Annotated in this window: 17 protein-coding genes; 10 read left to right on the top strand and 7 right to left on the bottom strand. The window is 62.0% G+C overall.

The window, feature by feature from the left end; genetic code table 11:
- Positions 1 to 25 precede the first annotated feature (25 nt).
- On the top strand, positions 26 to 226 hold the full coding sequence (locus tag C8K44_RS05860; RefSeq protein WP_109574841.1) for a DUF1858 domain-containing protein: 201 nt from the start codon (positions 26 to 28) through the stop codon (positions 224 to 226).
- A 14-nt stretch (positions 227 to 240) separates the two neighbouring features.
- Here C8K44_RS05860 and C8K44_RS05865 read toward each other — a convergent pair whose 3' ends face one another.
- Positions 241 to 945 carry a Crp/Fnr family transcriptional regulator gene (locus C8K44_RS05865; protein WP_109574842.1) on the bottom strand — a complete coding sequence of 235 codons (705 nt, stop codon included), beginning with the start codon at positions 943 to 945 and terminating at the stop codon, positions 241 to 243.
- A 148-nt stretch (positions 946 to 1,093) separates the two neighbouring features.
- On the opposite strand from C8K44_RS05865, the gene C8K44_RS05870 reads away from it, so the two are divergent.
- Together C8K44_RS05870 and C8K44_RS05875 are read left to right on the top strand one after the other, a co-directional pair.
- The gene (locus C8K44_RS05870) at positions 1,094 to 1,537 is read left to right on the top strand and encodes a pseudoazurin (protein WP_109574843.1); all 444 of its coding nucleotides are present in this window, start codon (positions 1,094 to 1,096) and stop codon (positions 1,535 to 1,537) included.
- Between the two features lie 83 nt (positions 1,538 to 1,620).
- Entirely contained in the window at positions 1,621 to 2,826 is a 1,206-nt protein-coding gene (locus tag C8K44_RS05875) for an NnrS family protein (protein WP_109574844.1), read from the top strand.
- Between the two features lie 93 nt (positions 2,827 to 2,919).
- Here the strand turns inward: C8K44_RS05875 and C8K44_RS05880 are convergent, their stop codons facing one another.
- The 4 genes from C8K44_RS05880 to C8K44_RS05895 form a co-directional block, all read right to left on the bottom strand.
- Entirely contained in the window at positions 2,920 to 3,798 is an 879-nt protein-coding gene (locus C8K44_RS05880; protein ID WP_109574845.1) for an SUMF1/EgtB/PvdO family nonheme iron enzyme, read from the bottom strand.
- 78 nt (positions 3,799 to 3,876) lie between these two features.
- Positions 3,877 to 4,995: a copper-containing nitrite reductase gene (nirK, locus tag C8K44_RS05885; RefSeq protein WP_109574846.1), complete on the bottom strand. Its 1,119-nt coding sequence runs from the start codon at positions 4,993 to 4,995 to the stop codon at positions 3,877 to 3,879.
- Between the two features lie 207 nt (positions 4,996 to 5,202).
- Positions 5,203 to 5,646 (bottom strand): hemerythrin domain-containing protein, encoded by a 444-nt coding sequence (locus tag C8K44_RS05890; protein WP_109574847.1) that lies wholly within the window; start codon positions 5,644 to 5,646, stop codon positions 5,203 to 5,205.
- A 20-nt stretch (positions 5,647 to 5,666) separates the two neighbouring features.
- The gene (locus tag C8K44_RS05895) at positions 5,667 to 5,822 is read right to left on the bottom strand and encodes a hypothetical protein (protein WP_109575085.1); all 156 of its coding nucleotides are present in this window, start codon (positions 5,820 to 5,822) and stop codon (positions 5,667 to 5,669) included.
- 108 nt (positions 5,823 to 5,930) lie between these two features.
- Here C8K44_RS05895 and C8K44_RS05900 point away from each other — a divergent pair, with 108 nt between their 5' ends.
- The 6 genes from C8K44_RS05900 to C8K44_RS05925 all read left to right on the top strand — a co-directional run bounded on the left by C8K44_RS05900 (position 5,931) and on the right by C8K44_RS05925 (position 11,543).
- Entirely contained in the window at positions 5,931 to 6,488 is a 558-nt protein-coding gene (locus C8K44_RS05900) for a cytochrome c oxidase subunit 3 (RefSeq protein WP_245417377.1), read from the top strand.
- Between the two features lie 4 nt (positions 6,489 to 6,492).
- Positions 6,493 to 6,765, top strand: coding sequence for a cytochrome C oxidase subunit IV family protein (locus C8K44_RS05905; protein WP_109574849.1), 273 nt, complete (start codon positions 6,493 to 6,495; stop codon positions 6,763 to 6,765).
- A 159-nt stretch (positions 6,766 to 6,924) separates the two neighbouring features.
- A complete protein-coding gene (locus C8K44_RS05910) occupies positions 6,925 to 7,377 on the top strand; it encodes a cytochrome c (protein WP_109574850.1) in 453 nt (150 codons plus the stop codon).
- Positions 7,378 to 7,395: 18 nt separating this feature from the next.
- Positions 7,396 to 8,742 (top strand): cbb3-type cytochrome c oxidase subunit I, encoded by a 1,347-nt coding sequence (locus tag C8K44_RS05915; RefSeq protein ID WP_109574851.1) that lies wholly within the window; start codon positions 7,396 to 7,398, stop codon positions 8,740 to 8,742.
- 76 nt (positions 8,743 to 8,818) lie between these two features.
- Positions 8,819 to 9,631 (top strand): CbbQ/NirQ/NorQ/GpvN family protein, encoded by an 813-nt coding sequence (locus tag C8K44_RS05920; RefSeq protein WP_109574852.1) that lies wholly within the window; start codon positions 8,819 to 8,821, stop codon positions 9,629 to 9,631.
- Positions 9,632 to 9,641: 10 nt separating this feature from the next.
- Positions 9,642 to 11,543: a nitric oxide reductase activation protein NorD gene (locus tag C8K44_RS05925; protein ID WP_109574853.1), complete on the top strand. Its 1,902-nt coding sequence runs from the start codon at positions 9,642 to 9,644 to the stop codon at positions 11,541 to 11,543.
- Between the two features lie 74 nt (positions 11,544 to 11,617).
- On the opposite strand, the gene hemN is transcribed toward C8K44_RS05925, so the two are convergent.
- Both hemN and C8K44_RS05935 read right to left on the bottom strand, forming a co-directional pair.
- Complete coding sequence (gene hemN, locus C8K44_RS05930) at positions 11,618 to 12,970, bottom strand: oxygen-independent coproporphyrinogen III oxidase (protein WP_109575086.1); 1,353 nt, start codon at positions 12,968 to 12,970, stop codon at positions 11,618 to 11,620.
- Positions 12,971 to 13,187: 217 nt separating this feature from the next.
- Entirely contained in the window at positions 13,188 to 13,499 is a 312-nt protein-coding gene (locus tag C8K44_RS05935; RefSeq protein WP_146203909.1) for a hypothetical protein, read from the bottom strand.
- A gap of 435 nt (positions 13,500 to 13,934) precedes the next feature.
- On the opposite strand from C8K44_RS05935, the gene C8K44_RS05940 reads away from it, so the two are divergent.
- Positions 13,935 to 15,128, top strand: coding sequence for a YcaO-like family protein (locus C8K44_RS05940; RefSeq protein WP_199227024.1), 1,194 nt, complete (start codon positions 13,935 to 13,937; stop codon positions 15,126 to 15,128).
- The last annotated feature ends 68 nt before the right edge of the window (positions 15,129 to 15,196 follow it).

The following is a 15,196-nucleotide window of genomic DNA, read 5'->3' on the forward strand; positions in this document are numbered from 1 at the left end:
TTGGCTTCTAAAGCGGACAGCGACGATGAAGCCACGTTTTGACGACGACATGACAATGGACACGATCATGCGCCAATGGCCCGGAACCATACGGGTCATTCTCGGGCATGGCCTGATTTGCGTCGGCTGTCCGATCGCTTCGTTCCATACCGTTTCAGATGCGGCACGTGAACATCGCCTGGATGAGGACGTGCTGGTCCGCGACTTGATGATGGCTATGAAATGAAAGTGCCGGCGCGGTCAGCTCTTGTCAGCACGTCCTTCGGCCAGGACGAAAAGACGGTGCGGCTCGACCACCGTCACCTTTTGACGGCCGCTTTTGACCAAGCCCTTTTCCTCCCATGCGGTGAGCAACCGGCTGACCGTGTGCAACGTCGTCCCCGTCATCTCGGCTATGTCCTGGCGTGAGATCGGGAAGTCGATCAGGATACCCTCATCGGTCTTCTTTCCCGTCTGCTTGACAAGCCGCAGCAGCGCGTGCGCGACACGTTGCTCGACCTGTTCGGTGGCCAATTCGACCACGCGGGCTTGGGTTTCCTGCAGCCTGGCTCCAACTGTCTTGTAGGTGCTGGTGCCGAAGCTCGGAAAGGACTCCGCCAACTCTGGCCAGAGATGTCCGGGCCAGGCGAGCACGACGCAATCGACGGCAGCGACGGCACTGGCGGGATAGGTGGAGCGCCCTAGCGCATGGGCTATGCCCATCAGTTCTCCGGGGCTGATGTAGCGCACGATAACCTGTTGGCCATCTGGGGTGGTCTTGACGACGCGGGCGTGGCCGTCGAGCAAAAGGAAAAACGAGTGCGCCTCTCCTTCCTGTTCGAAGACCGCCTGGTCCTTGGCGATGCGCAGCGAACGTGCCTGCTGGAGCACACGGTCAAGATCCTCCGGGGCCATGCCCTGGAAGACGGGCAAGCCGGCGATTAGCGAGCGGTCAAGACGGCTCATTTCTTTAGCTCCTGCGTATCCCCAATCCTGCACTCCGAAACCACAGTTCATCTCGCTCGGGTTTGCGCTGGATCAAAGTGTCGATGGCAAAAACGCCATAGGCAAGAGCCCAACGGCTGGAGCCGTCGTAAAAGGAAAGAAAAAGATCATGAAATACGCCATCGCTACTGCAGCCGCATTCGCAGCCGTCTTGCTGGCCGGCACCGCTCAGGCTGCCGAGATCGAGATCCAGATGCTCAACAAGGGCGAAAAGGGCTCCATGGTGTTTCAGCCCGACTACGTCGTCGCGGCACCCGGCGATACCATCACCTTCGTTCCGACCGACAAGTCCCACGATGCCGAAAGCATCAAGGACATGATCCCGGAAGGAGCGACGCCCTTCAAGGGCAAGATGAATGAGAAGATTTCCGTCACCCTCGATAAGGAAGGCGTCTACGGCGTCAAGTGCACTCCACACTACGGTATGGGCATGGTTGCGCTGATCGTGGTCGGCAAGCCGACCAATCTCGAACAGGCCAAGGCCGTCAAGCAGGTCGGCAAGGCCAAGAAGACGTTTGAAGCGCTTCTGGCGCAGGTTCCCGCGGGCAACTGAGTGCCGGCGCGAATTACTCAATTCATCTCTAGATCAGCCGGGTGGACAGGCTCCACCCGGCCTTTTCCGTTGAAAGGGATGTCATGGCTATTCCACGCGTTCGGCCGGGCAACTATCCTGCGGTACTCTCCTACGGTTTCCGGCCATTTTTCCTGCTCGGCTCACTATACGCCGGCATCACCATCCTGTTTTGGTTGCCCATGCTCTACGGCCGGCTTGAGACCGCGAGCGCGCTGGTGCCAGTAGATTGGCATATCCACGAGATGCTCTTTGGCTATCTTGCGGCAATCGTCACCGGATTTCTGCTGACGGCAATTCCCAATTGGACCGGCAGGCTGACTGTCCAGGGGCTGCCACTGCTCGCACTGGTCCTGCTGTGGCTGGCTGGGCGCCTGGCCGTGTTCTTTTCGGCCGACATCGGCTGGCTTGCCGCTGCCATGATCGACAGCGCGTTCCTGCTGGCGGTTGCGGTTGCGGCAGCGATCGAAATCATCGCGGGGCGCAATTGGAGGAACTTGAAAGTACTCGCGCCAGTGGCCGTGCTTTTCGCCGCCAACGTCGTGTTCCATCTTGAGGCGCACTATCAGGGCGTAGCCGATGTCGGCCGCAGGCTTGGCATCGGGGCGGGTATCGTGCTCATCATGATCATCGGCGGGCGCATTATCCCGAGCTTTACCCGCAACTGGCTTGTGCGCGAGAACCCGGGGCGATTGCCCATTCCCTTCAGCCGCTTCGATGTGGCGACGATCGGTCTCTCCGGCCTCGCGCTGTTGGCCTGGGTCTGCTTACCCGAGCACCTCATTGCGGCCACGATGCTGCTGGTGGCAGCGCTTTTCAACACCGTGCGGCTTGTGCGGTGGGCGGGCGACCGCACGCTGCGAGACCCGCTGGTGCTCATCTTGCACGTCGCCTACACCTTCGTCCCGCTGGGGCTTGCCCTCGCTGGCCTGGCTGCCTTGCTGCCACAGGCAGTTCCACCGGCGGCCGGGCTTCACGCATTCGGCATCGGCGCAATCGGGGCGATGACGCTTGCCGTCATGGCGCGGGCGACGCTCGGGCATACAGGGCGCGAATTGCATGCCGGTGCTGGGTCTTGCCTGGTCTTTGCCGCGATCGTCGTTTCGGGGCTGATGCGTATTGCGGCGGCCTTTCTTCCCGGCGTGCCCGCGCTGTTGCATGGATCTGCGGCGGCGTGGACAGTCGCATTTGGCGGCTATGCATTGCTGTATGGCGGCATGTTGCTACGTCCGAGGCTTCGGGTACGCCAGCCCAACGCCGCGCCGAGCTGAACTCGCCGCAAAGCAAACCATTGCTAGATGAAAAATGGCCCGGATCGCTTGAACGAGGTCCGGGCCTTTTAGTTGTTGCTTGCCACCGCGGCTTTAGCCGGCGGCGCTGCGCCAGAAGGCTTTGAGCGCTGCGAACAACGAGGGGCGTTCTTTCACCAGCCGGATGCCGAGATTGTCGGGCGCCATGCCGGCGGCGCAGCCGCCGCTTTTGCCGTCGCGAATGAAGAATGACATGTAGCCGCGGTGCTGGCCGCCGGTGACCCTGACACCGCAATTGTCGGTGCTGCTTTCGACGTCGCCTTGATGGTTCACAGAGGCGCGGCGATAGCAGGTCGACGTCCATTCCCAGACATTACCCGCAAGATCATAGACACCTTTTGAATTCGCCCCAAAATGGCCGTGGGGCTTGGGTTCGGGGTCGCGTCCTTTCGCGGCTTCCGCCTCGCTGCGATAGCGCGCGAGCCAGCGTGCGGCGGGGTTGTTGGTCTCTTCGATCCCGAGCGTGTCATCGGTGAACCGTTCGGCTGCTGCGAACGCCCATTCCTCGTCGGTGGGCAGCCGCCATGTTTCGCCGGTGCGACCCGACAGCCAGCTCGCATAGGCAGTCGCGTCGCGGAAACTTACGCCCGTCGCGGGAAGCGCGCCTTTGTTGTCGCTCGCGCCCTCGGCTGCTTCACAGGCGCCGTCGGCAACGCATTGCCCATAGTCGCTGATGCTGACTTGATAGGCCATGATCTCGAACGGGCGACGAAAGCGCACGTCCTCTTTCGGCGCGTCGACCGGGCGCTCGGACTTCAGGAATTCTCCGGGCATCCGATAGGCCAATGTTCCGGGTGTTATGGTGACTGTTCTAGGCGACGCGAACCCCGAAGGAGGAGGTGCAGCAGCGGGCCAGCCGGTCTGGGAGATTACCGCCAGCGCGATGGCTGGGACAGCGATGGCGCTGGTTACGAGAAGGCTGCCGAACTTCATGGAGTTGGTCCTTTTGCAAAGAAAAAACGGCCCGCCGTGGATGCGGCGGGCCGAAAGAAGCAGCGCTGAGGCCCGCCGTCAGTTGGTCGGGATCGGGCCTGGGGCCTGAACCTGCTTCATCAGGTCGTCATTCCACTCGCCCTCGACCATCACATGCGCGGTTGCGCCAAGTTCGGCCGCTTCGATCAGGTTGTGGTTGACGTAGGCATAGACCCCCGGCTGGAGGAAGGTGTAGAGCGCCGCCCCTGCCGAACCGCCACGGATGAACCAGGTCTCGAGGTCCTTGGCAGGTGGGTTGATGAACTTACCCTCTTCCCAGACATGATCGCCATGCCCACCGATCAGGTGGGGCCTGGTGTCCCGGTTTGCCTGGGCATGGACGAACAGGACAGTTTCCCCGACCTTGGCCTTCAGCGCGTTGTCACCTGTCAGCGCTCCAACCTTGCCGTTGAAGACGACGTGGGTCGGGATCAGACCGCGCATCACCTTCAGCGTCTCGTCGTAGCTGTCCCCGAGGCTCTCGTACTTCTTGTACTTGCCATTCTCGTCGCGCGGCACATAGAGATCGTGTTCGCCGACGTAGAAGATGCGGTCGTACTTGAGCGGCTTGCCGGCCTCATCCTTCAGACCGTCGCGGGGCAGCACCATTACAGCGCCGCTCATGCCAGAGACAACGTGCCAGGGGATCATCCCCGTCGGGGCGCAGTGGTAGACGAAGGTGCCGGTGCGCGTGGCCTTCCAGCGCAGCACTGCCTGCTCGCCCGGGTTTACATGGGTCAGCGCACCGCCGCCCAATGCGCCCGTGGCGGCATGGAAGTCAATATTGTGCGGCATCTCGTTGGTCTCGGGATTGACCAGCGTTAGCTCGACATAGTCGCCTTCATGCACGATCATCAATGGCCCGGGCATGGAGCCTTCATAGGTCATGGCCCGCAGCGTGGTGCCCTCGCCATCGATGACCATCGGCTGTTCCTTGATGGTCATCCTGTATTCGATGATCTTCGGACCGCCCTTGGCAACCTGGTCATGGGCATGAGCAAAGGGCGGGGCGACAAGATCGACCTTGACCCGGGGAAGACCGGCGATGTCGGCTACCTTGGCCTGCGCCAGCGCCGGGGTAGCGAGTACCGAGCCCAGGAGCGCGGCCGCTGCCGCACCTGTGGCTGTACCCAAGAGTGCTTCGCGTCGCGTCAACATTTCTAAATCTCCTTCTGGCGTGACGTTGCCTGTTGTTACGATCCGGAGAATAGGAGCCCTGCGACTACCGATCTTTGATGCAGCGCAAACAATTGCTGCGGTGCGCAAATTTATGATCGTCTTGCAGGAAATTGTCGCCTTGACCGATGCGTTGGCTTCGAATGCTTCGCCAAGCAGTACAAAACACGGTCGCGACCGACTGGCGGCTCAGCGTGGATTGGCGGTTATCGAAGCGAGCAAGCTTTGCTCGGATGCCACATGGCGGCGAACGGCCAGAAAATAGGCGCGCAACATGTAGCCGATGGTATTCCAGGAGCGTCGTCCACCACCGCGCGACAGGGTGGCAAGGATGCGCTCGATTTCGTCGGCTGCCGCGCCGTCTTGGACATGTTCTTCGCGGAGACGGTCAATTGTCGTTTGAATGCCTTCGGCATGAAGGCGCTTGAGGGCTTCCGGAAAGAGAACTTTTTCTTCCAGCCTGTTTGCCGCTTCGATAGCCGGCTTGAGCGTGGTGGAAATCTGCCTGCAGCGCTTCCGGTCGGGACGAGGAAGAGAATCTGCGATTTCTTCGAGGCTGTCGCAGATCTGCAGCGTCGCGCGATAGAGGCTGGTCAGTTCGACGAAACCAGCCGTCTGGTCGGGTTCAATCATCGCCGCCGGCCCTGCGACGCCTACTGATTGAAGAACAGCACTGCAGCGATAGCGACAGACGCAAGCACTGCTGATGCCGCCCCGGCGCGCTGGAGCACACCCATCTTGTAAAGAAGCAGCGCAAAGCCGACGATGATCGGCGTGGCGACCGAAAGTCCGATCTGGGCGTTGGTCATGGCGCGGGCTCCATTGGTCGATGCTGATGCCGCGATGTCGCAGATTTTCGCGCCCGCCACCTTGCGCAAACGCAAAGAAGCTCTGCCGCCCCCTGCCGAAGAAGCAGCATGGAGATGACCGTTGCGACGCATGTGCAGGAAGACGAAGCGCCGGATGCCGGCGATTTCCTGCTCTGGATCCTGGTGTGGAGCGAGCTTGCCGCCTTCGGCATCTTGCTTGTCGCCTTCATGGTTGCCGGCGTCGTGCAGGCGGACCAGTTCGCCGCCGGGCGCGTGCATCTCAACACGCCGCTCGCTGCGTTGAACACCGCCGTGCTGCTCACCAGCGGCTGGCAGGCCGCGCGCGCAGCGCGGCCAGGGGCGGTGCGCGGCCAGGCCAGGGGCGCGCTCATCTTAGCCGCACTTTTCGGCCTGCTGTTCGTCGCCATCAAGCTGTTCGAATTCAGCGGCGAGATCGGACATGCCGGAGATGAAGCCTACGGCGTGTTCTTCGAGCTGTATTTCCTGCTGACGGGCTTCCACCTGCTCCACGTCGCCTTCGGCGCGCTGGTGCTGCTGCTGGTCAGCTGGCGGATCAGCCGTGCCAACGTCATCCTCATCACCACGCTGTGGCATATCTTCGATCTGGTCTGGATCGTCATGTTCCCGCTTGTCTATCTGGCGTGAGCGCATGGCAGACGGCACCCCCCGGCGGCTCGCCCGCTCCTGGTTCTTCCTTCTCGCCCTGACCGGGGCGAGCGTGCTGGCCGTGCGCTTTGGCGGCGCGGCGGCAGGTACCGCGCTCGTTCTCGGCCTTGCAATGCTCAAGGCCCGCCTCGTAATTCTGGATTTCATGGGCCTGCGCGGCCAGGCGGCGATGTCGCGTGCGTTGCTGGGCTGGTGCCTGACGATCGTGCTGGGCAGCGCGGCAAAGGCGATCGCTGTGGCGATGGCGATCGGCTGAGCCGTAGGCGACTTGTTTGCCAAAACGCAAAGAAGCTCCTCCCCAAACTCATAGAAGGGTTCCGGTTCGGGTAACCGGAGACCGCCGGGCTGTGCCTGTCGGGAGGGAAAACGATCGGGCCGAACCGCTGGCGCGGCCTCTGTCTGGAAAGGTGTCGTGATGGCAGAACGCCTCACAAAAACGGGGGCTCGAAACGTCTTTTACGGCGGCTCGATCTTCTTCTTCGCAATCTTCGTCGGGCTGACGGCCCACAGCCATTTTTACATTCGCACCACGTCTACGGACGAAAAGACGCTGACGGACTCCGTCGCGCGCGGCAAGCACGTCTGGGAAAAGAACTCCTGCATCAACTGCCACACGATCCTGGGCGAGGGGGCTTATTTCGCTCCCGAACTCGGCAATGTGTGGAAGCGTTACGGCGGCGAAAGCGACCCTGACGGGGCGCGTGAAACGCTCAAGGCCTGGATGGCAGCACAACCCTCGGGGATAGAGGGCCGCCGCCAGATGCCGCAGTTCCACCTCACTGACGGGGAGCTGAACGATCTCGCCGATTTTCTCGAATGGACGAGCCGCATCAACACCCAGAAGTGGCCCCCGAACGAGGCTGGCTGAGGCGCCAAGGAGAGAGATATGAAATACCAAACCCAGAAGGTCGCAATGACCTACTTCTATGGCGCGCTGGTCCTGTTTTTTGCACAGGTCGCCTTCGGCGTGCTTGCCGGCCTCGTCTATGTCGTACCCAACACGCTGTCAGAGCTCCTGCCTTTCAACATCATCCGCATGATCCACACCAATGCGCTGGTGGTCTGGCTGTTGATGGGTTTCATGGGCGCAACCTATTATCTTTTGCCCGAGGAGACCGAGACCGAGCTCTACAGCCCGAAGCTGGCGATCCTCCAGTTCTGGATGTTCTTCGTCGCCGCCGGCATCGCCGTGGTCGGCTACCTGTTCCGCATCCATGAGGGGCGCGAGTTTCTCGAGCAGCCCTTCATCATCAAGGTCGGCATCGTCGTCGTGGTTTTGATGTTCCTGTTCAACATCACCATGACAGCCCTCAAGGGGCGCAAGACGACCATCACCAACATCCTGCTGTTCGGCCTGTGGGCGCTGGCGATCTTCTTCCTGTTTTCGTTCTACAATCCGTCAAACCTCGCACTCGACAAGATGTACTGGTGGTACGTCATTCACCTTTGGGTCGAAGGCGTGTGGGAACTGATCATGGCGTCGGCGCTGGCGTTCCTGATGATCAAGCTCAATGGCGTCGATCGCGAGGTCGTAGAAAAATGGCTCTACATCATCGTTGGCCTGGCGCTGTTTTCCGGCATTCTCGGCACGGGCCACCACTACTACTGGATCGGCGCGCCCGGCTACTGGCAGTGGATCGGCTCGCTGTTTTCAACGCTTGAAGTGGCGCCGTTCTTCTCCATGGTGCTGTTCACCTTCCACATGACCTGGAAGGCAGGCCGCAATCATCCGAACAAGGCAGCGCTGCTTTGGTCCATCGGCTGCTCCGTCATGGCCTTCTTCGGCGCCGGCGTCTGGGGCTTCCTGCACACGCTGTCGTCGGTGAACTACTACACCCACGGCACGCAGATGACGGCGGCGCACGGGCATCTCGCCTTCTTCGGGGCCTATGTGATGCTCAACCTCGCAATGATGGCCTATGCCATTCCCGAGATCAAAGGCCGCGCGCCCTATCGGCAGTGGCTGAACATGGTGAGCTTCTGGATGATGGTCACGGCGATGTCGGTGATGACCTTCGCGCTCACTTTCGCCGGTGTCGTCCAGGTGCATCTCCAGCGCGTTCTGGGCGAAAGTTACATGGACGTCCAGGATCAGCTGGCGCTGTTTTACTGGGTCCGCCTCGGTTCCGGCGTCGTCGTGGTCATCTCAGCGCTGATGTTCATGTGGGCCGTGCTCGTGCCGGGACGCGAGCGTAGCGAGAAGCCGGCGCGCGCCCTGCAGCCCGCCGAATGACACCGTCCCTCCGGCCCCGGTTCGTCCGGGGCCGGACATCCGCACCTGCGACCGCTTCCCCACGGAGTTCCTCCTCATGACAATTGCCCTGCCGAACGTTCGCCCTGTCACCGACCTCCCGGCCTATTACAGCCCCTCGGGCAACGAATGCAGCTTGTTTGAACGCGCTTGGGCGCGCCGTCTGCCGCTGCTTCTCAAGGGGCCGACCGGATGCGGCAAGACCCGGTTCGTCAGCCATATGGCGGCCAAGCTCGGCTTGCCGCTTTCGACCGTCTCCTGCCATGACGATCTGGCGGCGGCCGATCTCACCGGACGCTACCTCCTGAGAGGTGGCGATACTGTCTGGGTCGACGGGCCGCTCACCCGCGCCGTGCGCGAGGGCGGCATCTGCTATCTCGACGAGATCGTCGAGGCCCGCAAGGACGTAGCCGTCGTCCTGCATCCGTTGACCGACGACCGCCGCATCCTGCCGCTGGAACGCACAGGCGAGCAATTGGCTGCGCCGGCGAGCTTCATGCTCGTGGTGTCCTACAATCCTGGCTACCAGAACCTGCTGAAGAGCCTGAAGCCCAGCACCCGCCAGCGTTTCATCGCCATCGAATTCGATTTCTTGCCCAAGGCAGAGGAAATCGCCGTGGTGTCGGCGGAAAGCGGCCTGGCCGAGGCGCAGGTGGCGCCGCTTGTCGAACTCGCCCGGCGCGTCCGCGCCCTCAAGGGCCACGACCTGGAAGAGGGCGCATCGACACGCCTGCTCGTCTACTGCGCAAACCTCATCGATGCCGGCGTGCCGGTGCGCGAAGCAGTGCTTGCCGCAATGATCGAACCGCTGACTGACGAGCCGGATGTGAAGTCGGCATTGCTCGAACTTGTCGATTCCTTGATCCGCTGAGGCGCCTGTCATGTTGGATTTTCTTGAGCTGGAGGAGACGGTCGGCCGTGCCTGGCACCGGCTCATCGGACATGTACAGACCTGGCCGCGCCACCCAGAACATGCGGTGCGCCTTGCCGAGGTGCAGCCGGTTCTGGCTGTCTGTTTCCGCGGATTTGGCGGGGAGGGAGCGGTGCAGATTGCCACTGCGCGCGGCAAAACCTCGGGTCACAGGCTCGGTTGGCGGCAGCGCATGGGGCTCGGCGAGGAAAAGCTGACCCAGCCCGGACGCGACATGTCTTCCCTGATTTTGCCCGGCGTGATCGACCTTTTCCCGGACAAGGATCTCAATCGCGATCTCTACGTCTGGCTGGTCGCCTACATGGCAGTGATGCCGCTCGAGCCTGTGGCCGAGGCTGATCTGCTGCAGCGCGATCTGGCAATGCTTGCGCGCGCGGAAGAGACGGTAGCTCGCTTGCTTGCAAGCTTTCCCGGCTTCGAACGCCGCTACCGGCGTCTTGCTGCGGCAACGCTTGAAGCGCGCCGGCGCGGGCCATTGCCCGCGGTCGAACTTCAGGTCGAAGGCCGGATATCGAGCCTTTTGCGGAAGGGCGCTCACCAGGCCGACGATGCGCTGCCGGTCATCTTCCCGCACCGCGCGCCGCCGGGTTATCTGCCCATGCTTCCCGTACCACTCTGGCCGGATGCGTTGCTGCGCATGGAGACTGCGCCGCGCCGCGGCGAAGACGAGCCGCTTGCTGGCGGCCGTGAGGCGGATGGTGTTGAGACCGAACGTCAGGTCGCCGTCCGCGAAAACGCGGACGCGCGCAAGGACGAGCGCAGCCCGTTCATCCTCAACCGCTTCGAAAAGATCCTCGCCATGGCCGAGATGGTCAATGTTGACCGTCCGTCCGACGACAGCGACGACCAGGATGCCAAGGCTGCGGAAGACCTCGACGACATGACGCTGGGCGAGCGCAAAGGCCGCCCTGCCACGCGCTTTCGCTTCGACCTCGACCTGCCCCCGGAAGCGCTGGACAGGACGCCTTTGACAGCGGAGCGAACCTACCCGGAATGGGATTTCCGCTCCGGCACCTATCTTCCCGATCATTGCCGGGTCCTTGCCGCGCCTGCTTCGGCCCTTGGCGATTGCGCGGTAACGGATGCCGAGACCACACGCCTCATCCGGCGGGTTCGGCGCCAATTCGAGGTGCTGCGTCCGCGCCACGAGGTACTGCGCGCCCAACTCGACGGCGCCGATCTCGACCTCGACGCGGTGGTGCGTGCCCGCACAGACCTGGCAGCAGGCGGACAGGGCAGCGACCGGATCCACCTGATGAGCCGACCGCAGGTGCACGACCTCGCCGTTACCATACTCGTCGACGTGTCGTTGTCGACGGACGCCTGGTTCGACAATCGCCGGGTGCTCGACGTCGAAAAGGAGGCCTTGCTCATCCTGGCCAACGGGCTTTCAGCCTGCGGCGACAATCACTCGATCCTGACATTCACATCGAGAAGGCGCGACTGGGTGCGCATCGAGGCGGTCAAGGCTTTCGACGAACCCATGAGCGCGACGGTCGAGGCGCGCATCGGCGCCCTCAAGCCGGGTTACTATACCCGCATAGGGACGGCTATCCGGCATGCCACGGCCGAACTGGCAAAGCAGCCCAACCGCAAGAAGCTGCTTTTGGTGCTGACCGACGGAAAGCCCAATGACATTGACCACTATGAAGGTCGCTTCGCGCTTGAAGACAGTCGCCGTGCGGTGATCGAGGCGCGACGCATGGGGCTCGGCGTCTTCGGCGTGACAGTCGACCGCGAGGCAAAATCCTACATTCCGGCGCTGTTCGGCCAGAATGGCTACGCGCTGGTTGGCGAAATCAACCGGCTTCCCGCTGCACTTCCCGCAATCTATCGCAGCCTTGCGGGCTAGGGGGACAAGGCTGCGATAGCGAAAGGCCCGGCGCGCCACAGCCGGGCCTTTTTGCTTTCAGTGCTTCCGTCCGTTCACGCCGCCTTGCTGTGCGTACGGTTCGACTGGTCGAGATAGGCGTCGAAGGCAGCCGCGACCGCCCGTATTACAAAACGATGATCCTGGCCGACGCGGATGATGCCGTCTTTCACGTCGAGCACGCCGTCCGCCTCGAGTTCCGCCAGTCTGTCGTTGCCATCGAGAAGCAGTGACGGGTCAAAGTCATGGGCGCCGCAAACTGTGGGAAGGTCGACGGCGAAATCGCACATGAGGCGCTCGATGATTTCAGCCCGCAGCCGGTCCTCTGCCGTCAGGCGATAGCCCTTGGCTGTCGCCAGTTGTCCCGAGGCGATGTGCTGGGCATAAAGCCCGGGCGCAACTTCGTTTTGGACATAGCCGCGGTTCATGCGGCCTATGGCGGATGCGCCGAAGCCAATAAGCGTCTGGCAATTGTCGGTCGTATAACCTTGGAAGTTACGCCGAAGCTTCCCTGCCTCCTGGACCCCAACGAGATCATCGCCCGGCAGCGCGAAATGGTCGAGGCCTATCTGCCGGTAGCCGGCGGCAACCAGCGTCTCGGCAATCGCCTCGGCTTGCGCGTTTCGCGCGGCGCCATCGGGCAGGGCAGCCTCGTCGATCATGCGCTGGTGCTTCTTGAACGAGGGGATGTGCGCATATCCAAACACGGCAAAGCGGTCGGGCAGCATGGCAATAGCCGCATTGGCCGTGTCGATGCAGGATTGCACCGTCTGGTGCGGCAGGCCGTAGATCAGGTCGAAATTGATGCCACGTACGCCGGCGCGGCGGAGATTGTCCGAGGCTTCCGCTGTCTGCTGCTGGGTCTGGATCCGGTTGATCGCCTTCTGCACCACCGGATCGAAACTCTGGACGCCGAGGCTGGCCCTGTTGACGCCTGCCGCGCCAAGCGCCTGCGCCATCTCCGCGGTCAGACGGCGTGGGTCAATCTCCACGGCGATGCCTGATGTGTCTGAGAAATCGTAGTGCTCGCGCAGCAGTGCCGTCAGAGCGAGGAACTCGGCCGGCGAGATGATGGTCGGCGTGCCGCCCCCGAAATGCACTTCGCCAACGGGCAGCCGATGCGGCACGCGTTCTGCAACCATGCGGATCTCGTCGCGCAGAACGCCGAGATAGTCGAGGATCGGTCGGTCTTGCCGCGTGATCGTGGTGTGGCAGCCGCAGTACCAGCACATCGACCGGCAAAACGGGATGTGGAGATAAAGCGAAACGGGATCATTCGCAGGCAATTGTTCCAGCCAGTCGCCATAGGCGCCGGTGCCGATCGAGGGCGAAAAGCGGGGCGCTGTCGGATAGCTGGTGTAGCGAGGCAATCGGGCCTCGCCATATTTCTGCAGGATGGATGCGGGCATGGCTTTTCCAATTCTGTCGCTCTGGCTCGCGCTTTCTAGCCCTTCATCCAGCCCGCCTCTTTGCGAAATGCCAAGCAAGGCGGCCGTGAAGTGGTCTGGCAAATCGATCTGGAGGTGACGAGACTTCTGACGCCGCTCCACGTCTCCTCGATGGTCCGCCTTCAAGCTGCCCGCCTCGACGAAGCTGTCCATTTGTGCGCAACTGGAGCTTCAGCTCTCAATGACAGGTATGCTGGCTGTTTTCGAGGAATCGCGTCAGCCAAACACATATGCTCTTGAGCCGACGTGTTGACGGCGGCCGAAGCATCGGCAGTGGTCGGTGCTGGTTCGATACGCCAAGAATAGGGATGACCAGGAAGGCCGCAAATCGGCTTCGCCCAGCTGTTGTCACAACAAATCTGAGGTCCGGGAAGCGGGATTCGAGTGCTTGGCGCATTTCCTGTTGCTTCCTGGGGTCGTCAAACAAGCTGCCTTGCGGCGGCACCACGAGAAACTCACTGCACTCACCGCTGTAGTATTGCTCAGGCATGATGTCCTCCATGCGTTCGTCAACTTCGCTGGCGATATGGATGTGAGGCATGCGATCGGCGCACCGAGACCGCCTTACAACCGGCAGATTGCCGTTTACGCGTGATCCCAGCGCTTGCCGGGCGTGAAGGCTGTGCCGGTCACGGCGATACATGCATGGTTGTTGTCACGGTCCGGCCTCCCACTCGAAGACATGCCGCAATCACGTCCGAAAACGGGTCGCACGAGAGCAGGGGAAACAAGGGCGCGCCCTGCATCTGCGGCGGCGCCGTTGGTTGCAGTAGCTGTTCGAGAGCCAGTTTCCGTTTGCCAGTCCAATGCTATAGTCGCAACGTGAAGCTGGTTCTCGCGTGCAGACATTCCGAACGCACTGATCGCGCAATTCCTACCGTGGATCCGCATGGTTTCAGATTGTACGTCTCCCGATGCGCCAAAATTGTACCGCCAAGGTACCCATCGCACGGTATCTCCCGCCGAAACCCTTGCGCGGGTTCGCCCCTTTCTCGATGCGATGGGGATAACGCGGGTTGCCAACGTCACCGGCCTCGACCGCATCGGAATTCCGGTGGTGACCGTAGTCCGGCCGAACTCGCGTTCTGTGGCAGTGTCGCAAGGAAAAGGCGCCACACTCGATGCCGCCAAAGCCTCCGGCGTCATGGAGGCCATTGAAGGTTTCCATGCCGAGCGTATTGAAAAGCCGCTCAGGCTTGGCAGCCGAAACGAACTTGCGGCGAGCCTTGATCTGGCCGATCTGGATGGGCTAGCCCGGCTTCACGGCAGTCGCGTTGACGGCGACCTGCCACTTTTGTGGATCGAGGGATTCGACTGGATAGCCAAGCGATCGGTCTGGTTGCCCTATGAGGTGGTTCACAGCAACTACACGCTGCCTTCGGTCGCCCGCAGCGGATGCTTCGTTGAAAGCACCAATGGGCTGGCGTCCGGCAACCATATGCTGGAAGCCGTCGCCCACGGCATTGCCGAAGTCGTGGAGCGTGACGCGACCACCTTGTGGAACAGGCTGCCGGACGCGACGCGACGCAAGACCCGGCTCGATCTCGATTCCGTCGATGACTTGACCTGCTCGAGCTTGATCGGACAGTTGCGCAATGCTGGCATGTCCGTCGGCGTCTGGAACATCACCAGCGATGTCGGGGTGCCTTCCTTTTTCTGCTTGATTGTCGACGATCGGCTCAAGCTGGGCCATTCCGGCGCCGGCGCAGGCTGTCACCCGGCCCGCGAGATCGCATTGTTGCGCGCCTTGACGGAAGCCGTTCAGGTGCGAACCAACTACATCACCGGGGCCCGCGACGACCTTCGGCGCGACGAGTATGAAGCGTCGGGACTTGCTGCGAAACTGGCATGGGCGAGGCGTCTTATGGACGGGCAGACAAGCGTCGATTTCCGCCAAATAGCCTCGACGGATTTTGTTTCGCTTGGCGAAGATATCGACTGGATGTTGGAACGGCTCCAGGGCGTAGGCATTGGCCAGGTGATTTCGGTCGACCTCACGAGGCCGGAATTCGGCGTGCCGGTGGCGCGGGTCGTCATTCCCGGCCTGGAAGGACCCGACGATCACGACCACTATAGCCCGGGGCTGCGGGCGCTTGCACTTGGTGGCAGGCGGCCATGACATTTGTCGTCTTTGCGGGCCCGACGATTTCGGCAGCCGACATCACCTCGGTCATGGACACGGTAGTC

Source organism: Aminobacter sp. AP02 (assembly GCF_003148805.1).
Taxonomy (GTDB): Bacteria; Pseudomonadota; Alphaproteobacteria; order Rhizobiales; family Rhizobiaceae; genus Aminobacter.

Bases quoted from the DNA above. Each gene is read 5' to 3' on its own strand.
- C8K44_RS05935 (WP_146203909.1), bottom strand. From the start codon at position 13,499: ATGCCTGAGCAATACTACAGCGGTGAGTGCAGTGAGTTTCTCGTGGTG.
- C8K44_RS05900 (WP_245417377.1), top strand. From the start codon at position 5,931: ATGGAGATGACCGTTGCGACGCATGTGCAGGAAGACGAAGCGCCGGAT.
- C8K44_RS05860 (WP_109574841.1), top strand. From the start codon at position 26: ATGAAGCCACGTTTTGACGACGACATGACAATGGACACGATCATGCGC.
- C8K44_RS05890 (WP_109574847.1), bottom strand. From the start codon at position 5,646: ATGATTGAACCCGACCAGACGGCTGGTTTCGTCGAACTGACCAGCCTC.
- nirK (WP_109574846.1), bottom strand. From the start codon at position 4,995: ATGTTGACGCGACGCGAAGCACTCTTGGGTACAGCCACAGGTGCGGCA.
- C8K44_RS05910 (WP_109574850.1), top strand. From the start codon at position 6,925: ATGGCAGAACGCCTCACAAAAACGGGGGCTCGAAACGTCTTTTACGGC.
- C8K44_RS05870 (WP_109574843.1), top strand. From the start codon at position 1,094: ATGAAATACGCCATCGCTACTGCAGCCGCATTCGCAGCCGTCTTGCTG.
- C8K44_RS05915 (WP_109574851.1), top strand. From the start codon at position 7,396: ATGAAATACCAAACCCAGAAGGTCGCAATGACCTACTTCTATGGCGCG.
- C8K44_RS05925 (WP_109574853.1), top strand. From the start codon at position 9,642: ATGTTGGATTTTCTTGAGCTGGAGGAGACGGTCGGCCGTGCCTGGCAC.
- C8K44_RS05865 (WP_109574842.1), bottom strand. From the start codon at position 945: ATGAGCCGTCTTGACCGCTCGCTAATCGCCGGCTTGCCCGTCTTCCAG.
- C8K44_RS05875 (WP_109574844.1), top strand. From the start codon at position 1,621: ATGGCTATTCCACGCGTTCGGCCGGGCAACTATCCTGCGGTACTCTCC.
- C8K44_RS05905 (WP_109574849.1), top strand. From the start codon at position 6,493: ATGGCAGACGGCACCCCCCGGCGGCTCGCCCGCTCCTGGTTCTTCCTT.
- hemN (WP_109575086.1), bottom strand. From the start codon at position 12,970: ATGCCCGCATCCATCCTGCAGAAATATGGCGAGGCCCGATTGCCTCGC.
- C8K44_RS05880 (WP_109574845.1), bottom strand. From the start codon at position 3,798: ATGAAGTTCGGCAGCCTTCTCGTAACCAGCGCCATCGCTGTCCCAGCC.
- C8K44_RS05895 (WP_109575085.1), bottom strand. From the start codon at position 5,822: ATGACCAACGCCCAGATCGGACTTTCGGTCGCCACGCCGATCATCGTC.
- C8K44_RS05920 (WP_109574852.1), top strand. From the start codon at position 8,819: ATGACAATTGCCCTGCCGAACGTTCGCCCTGTCACCGACCTCCCGGCC.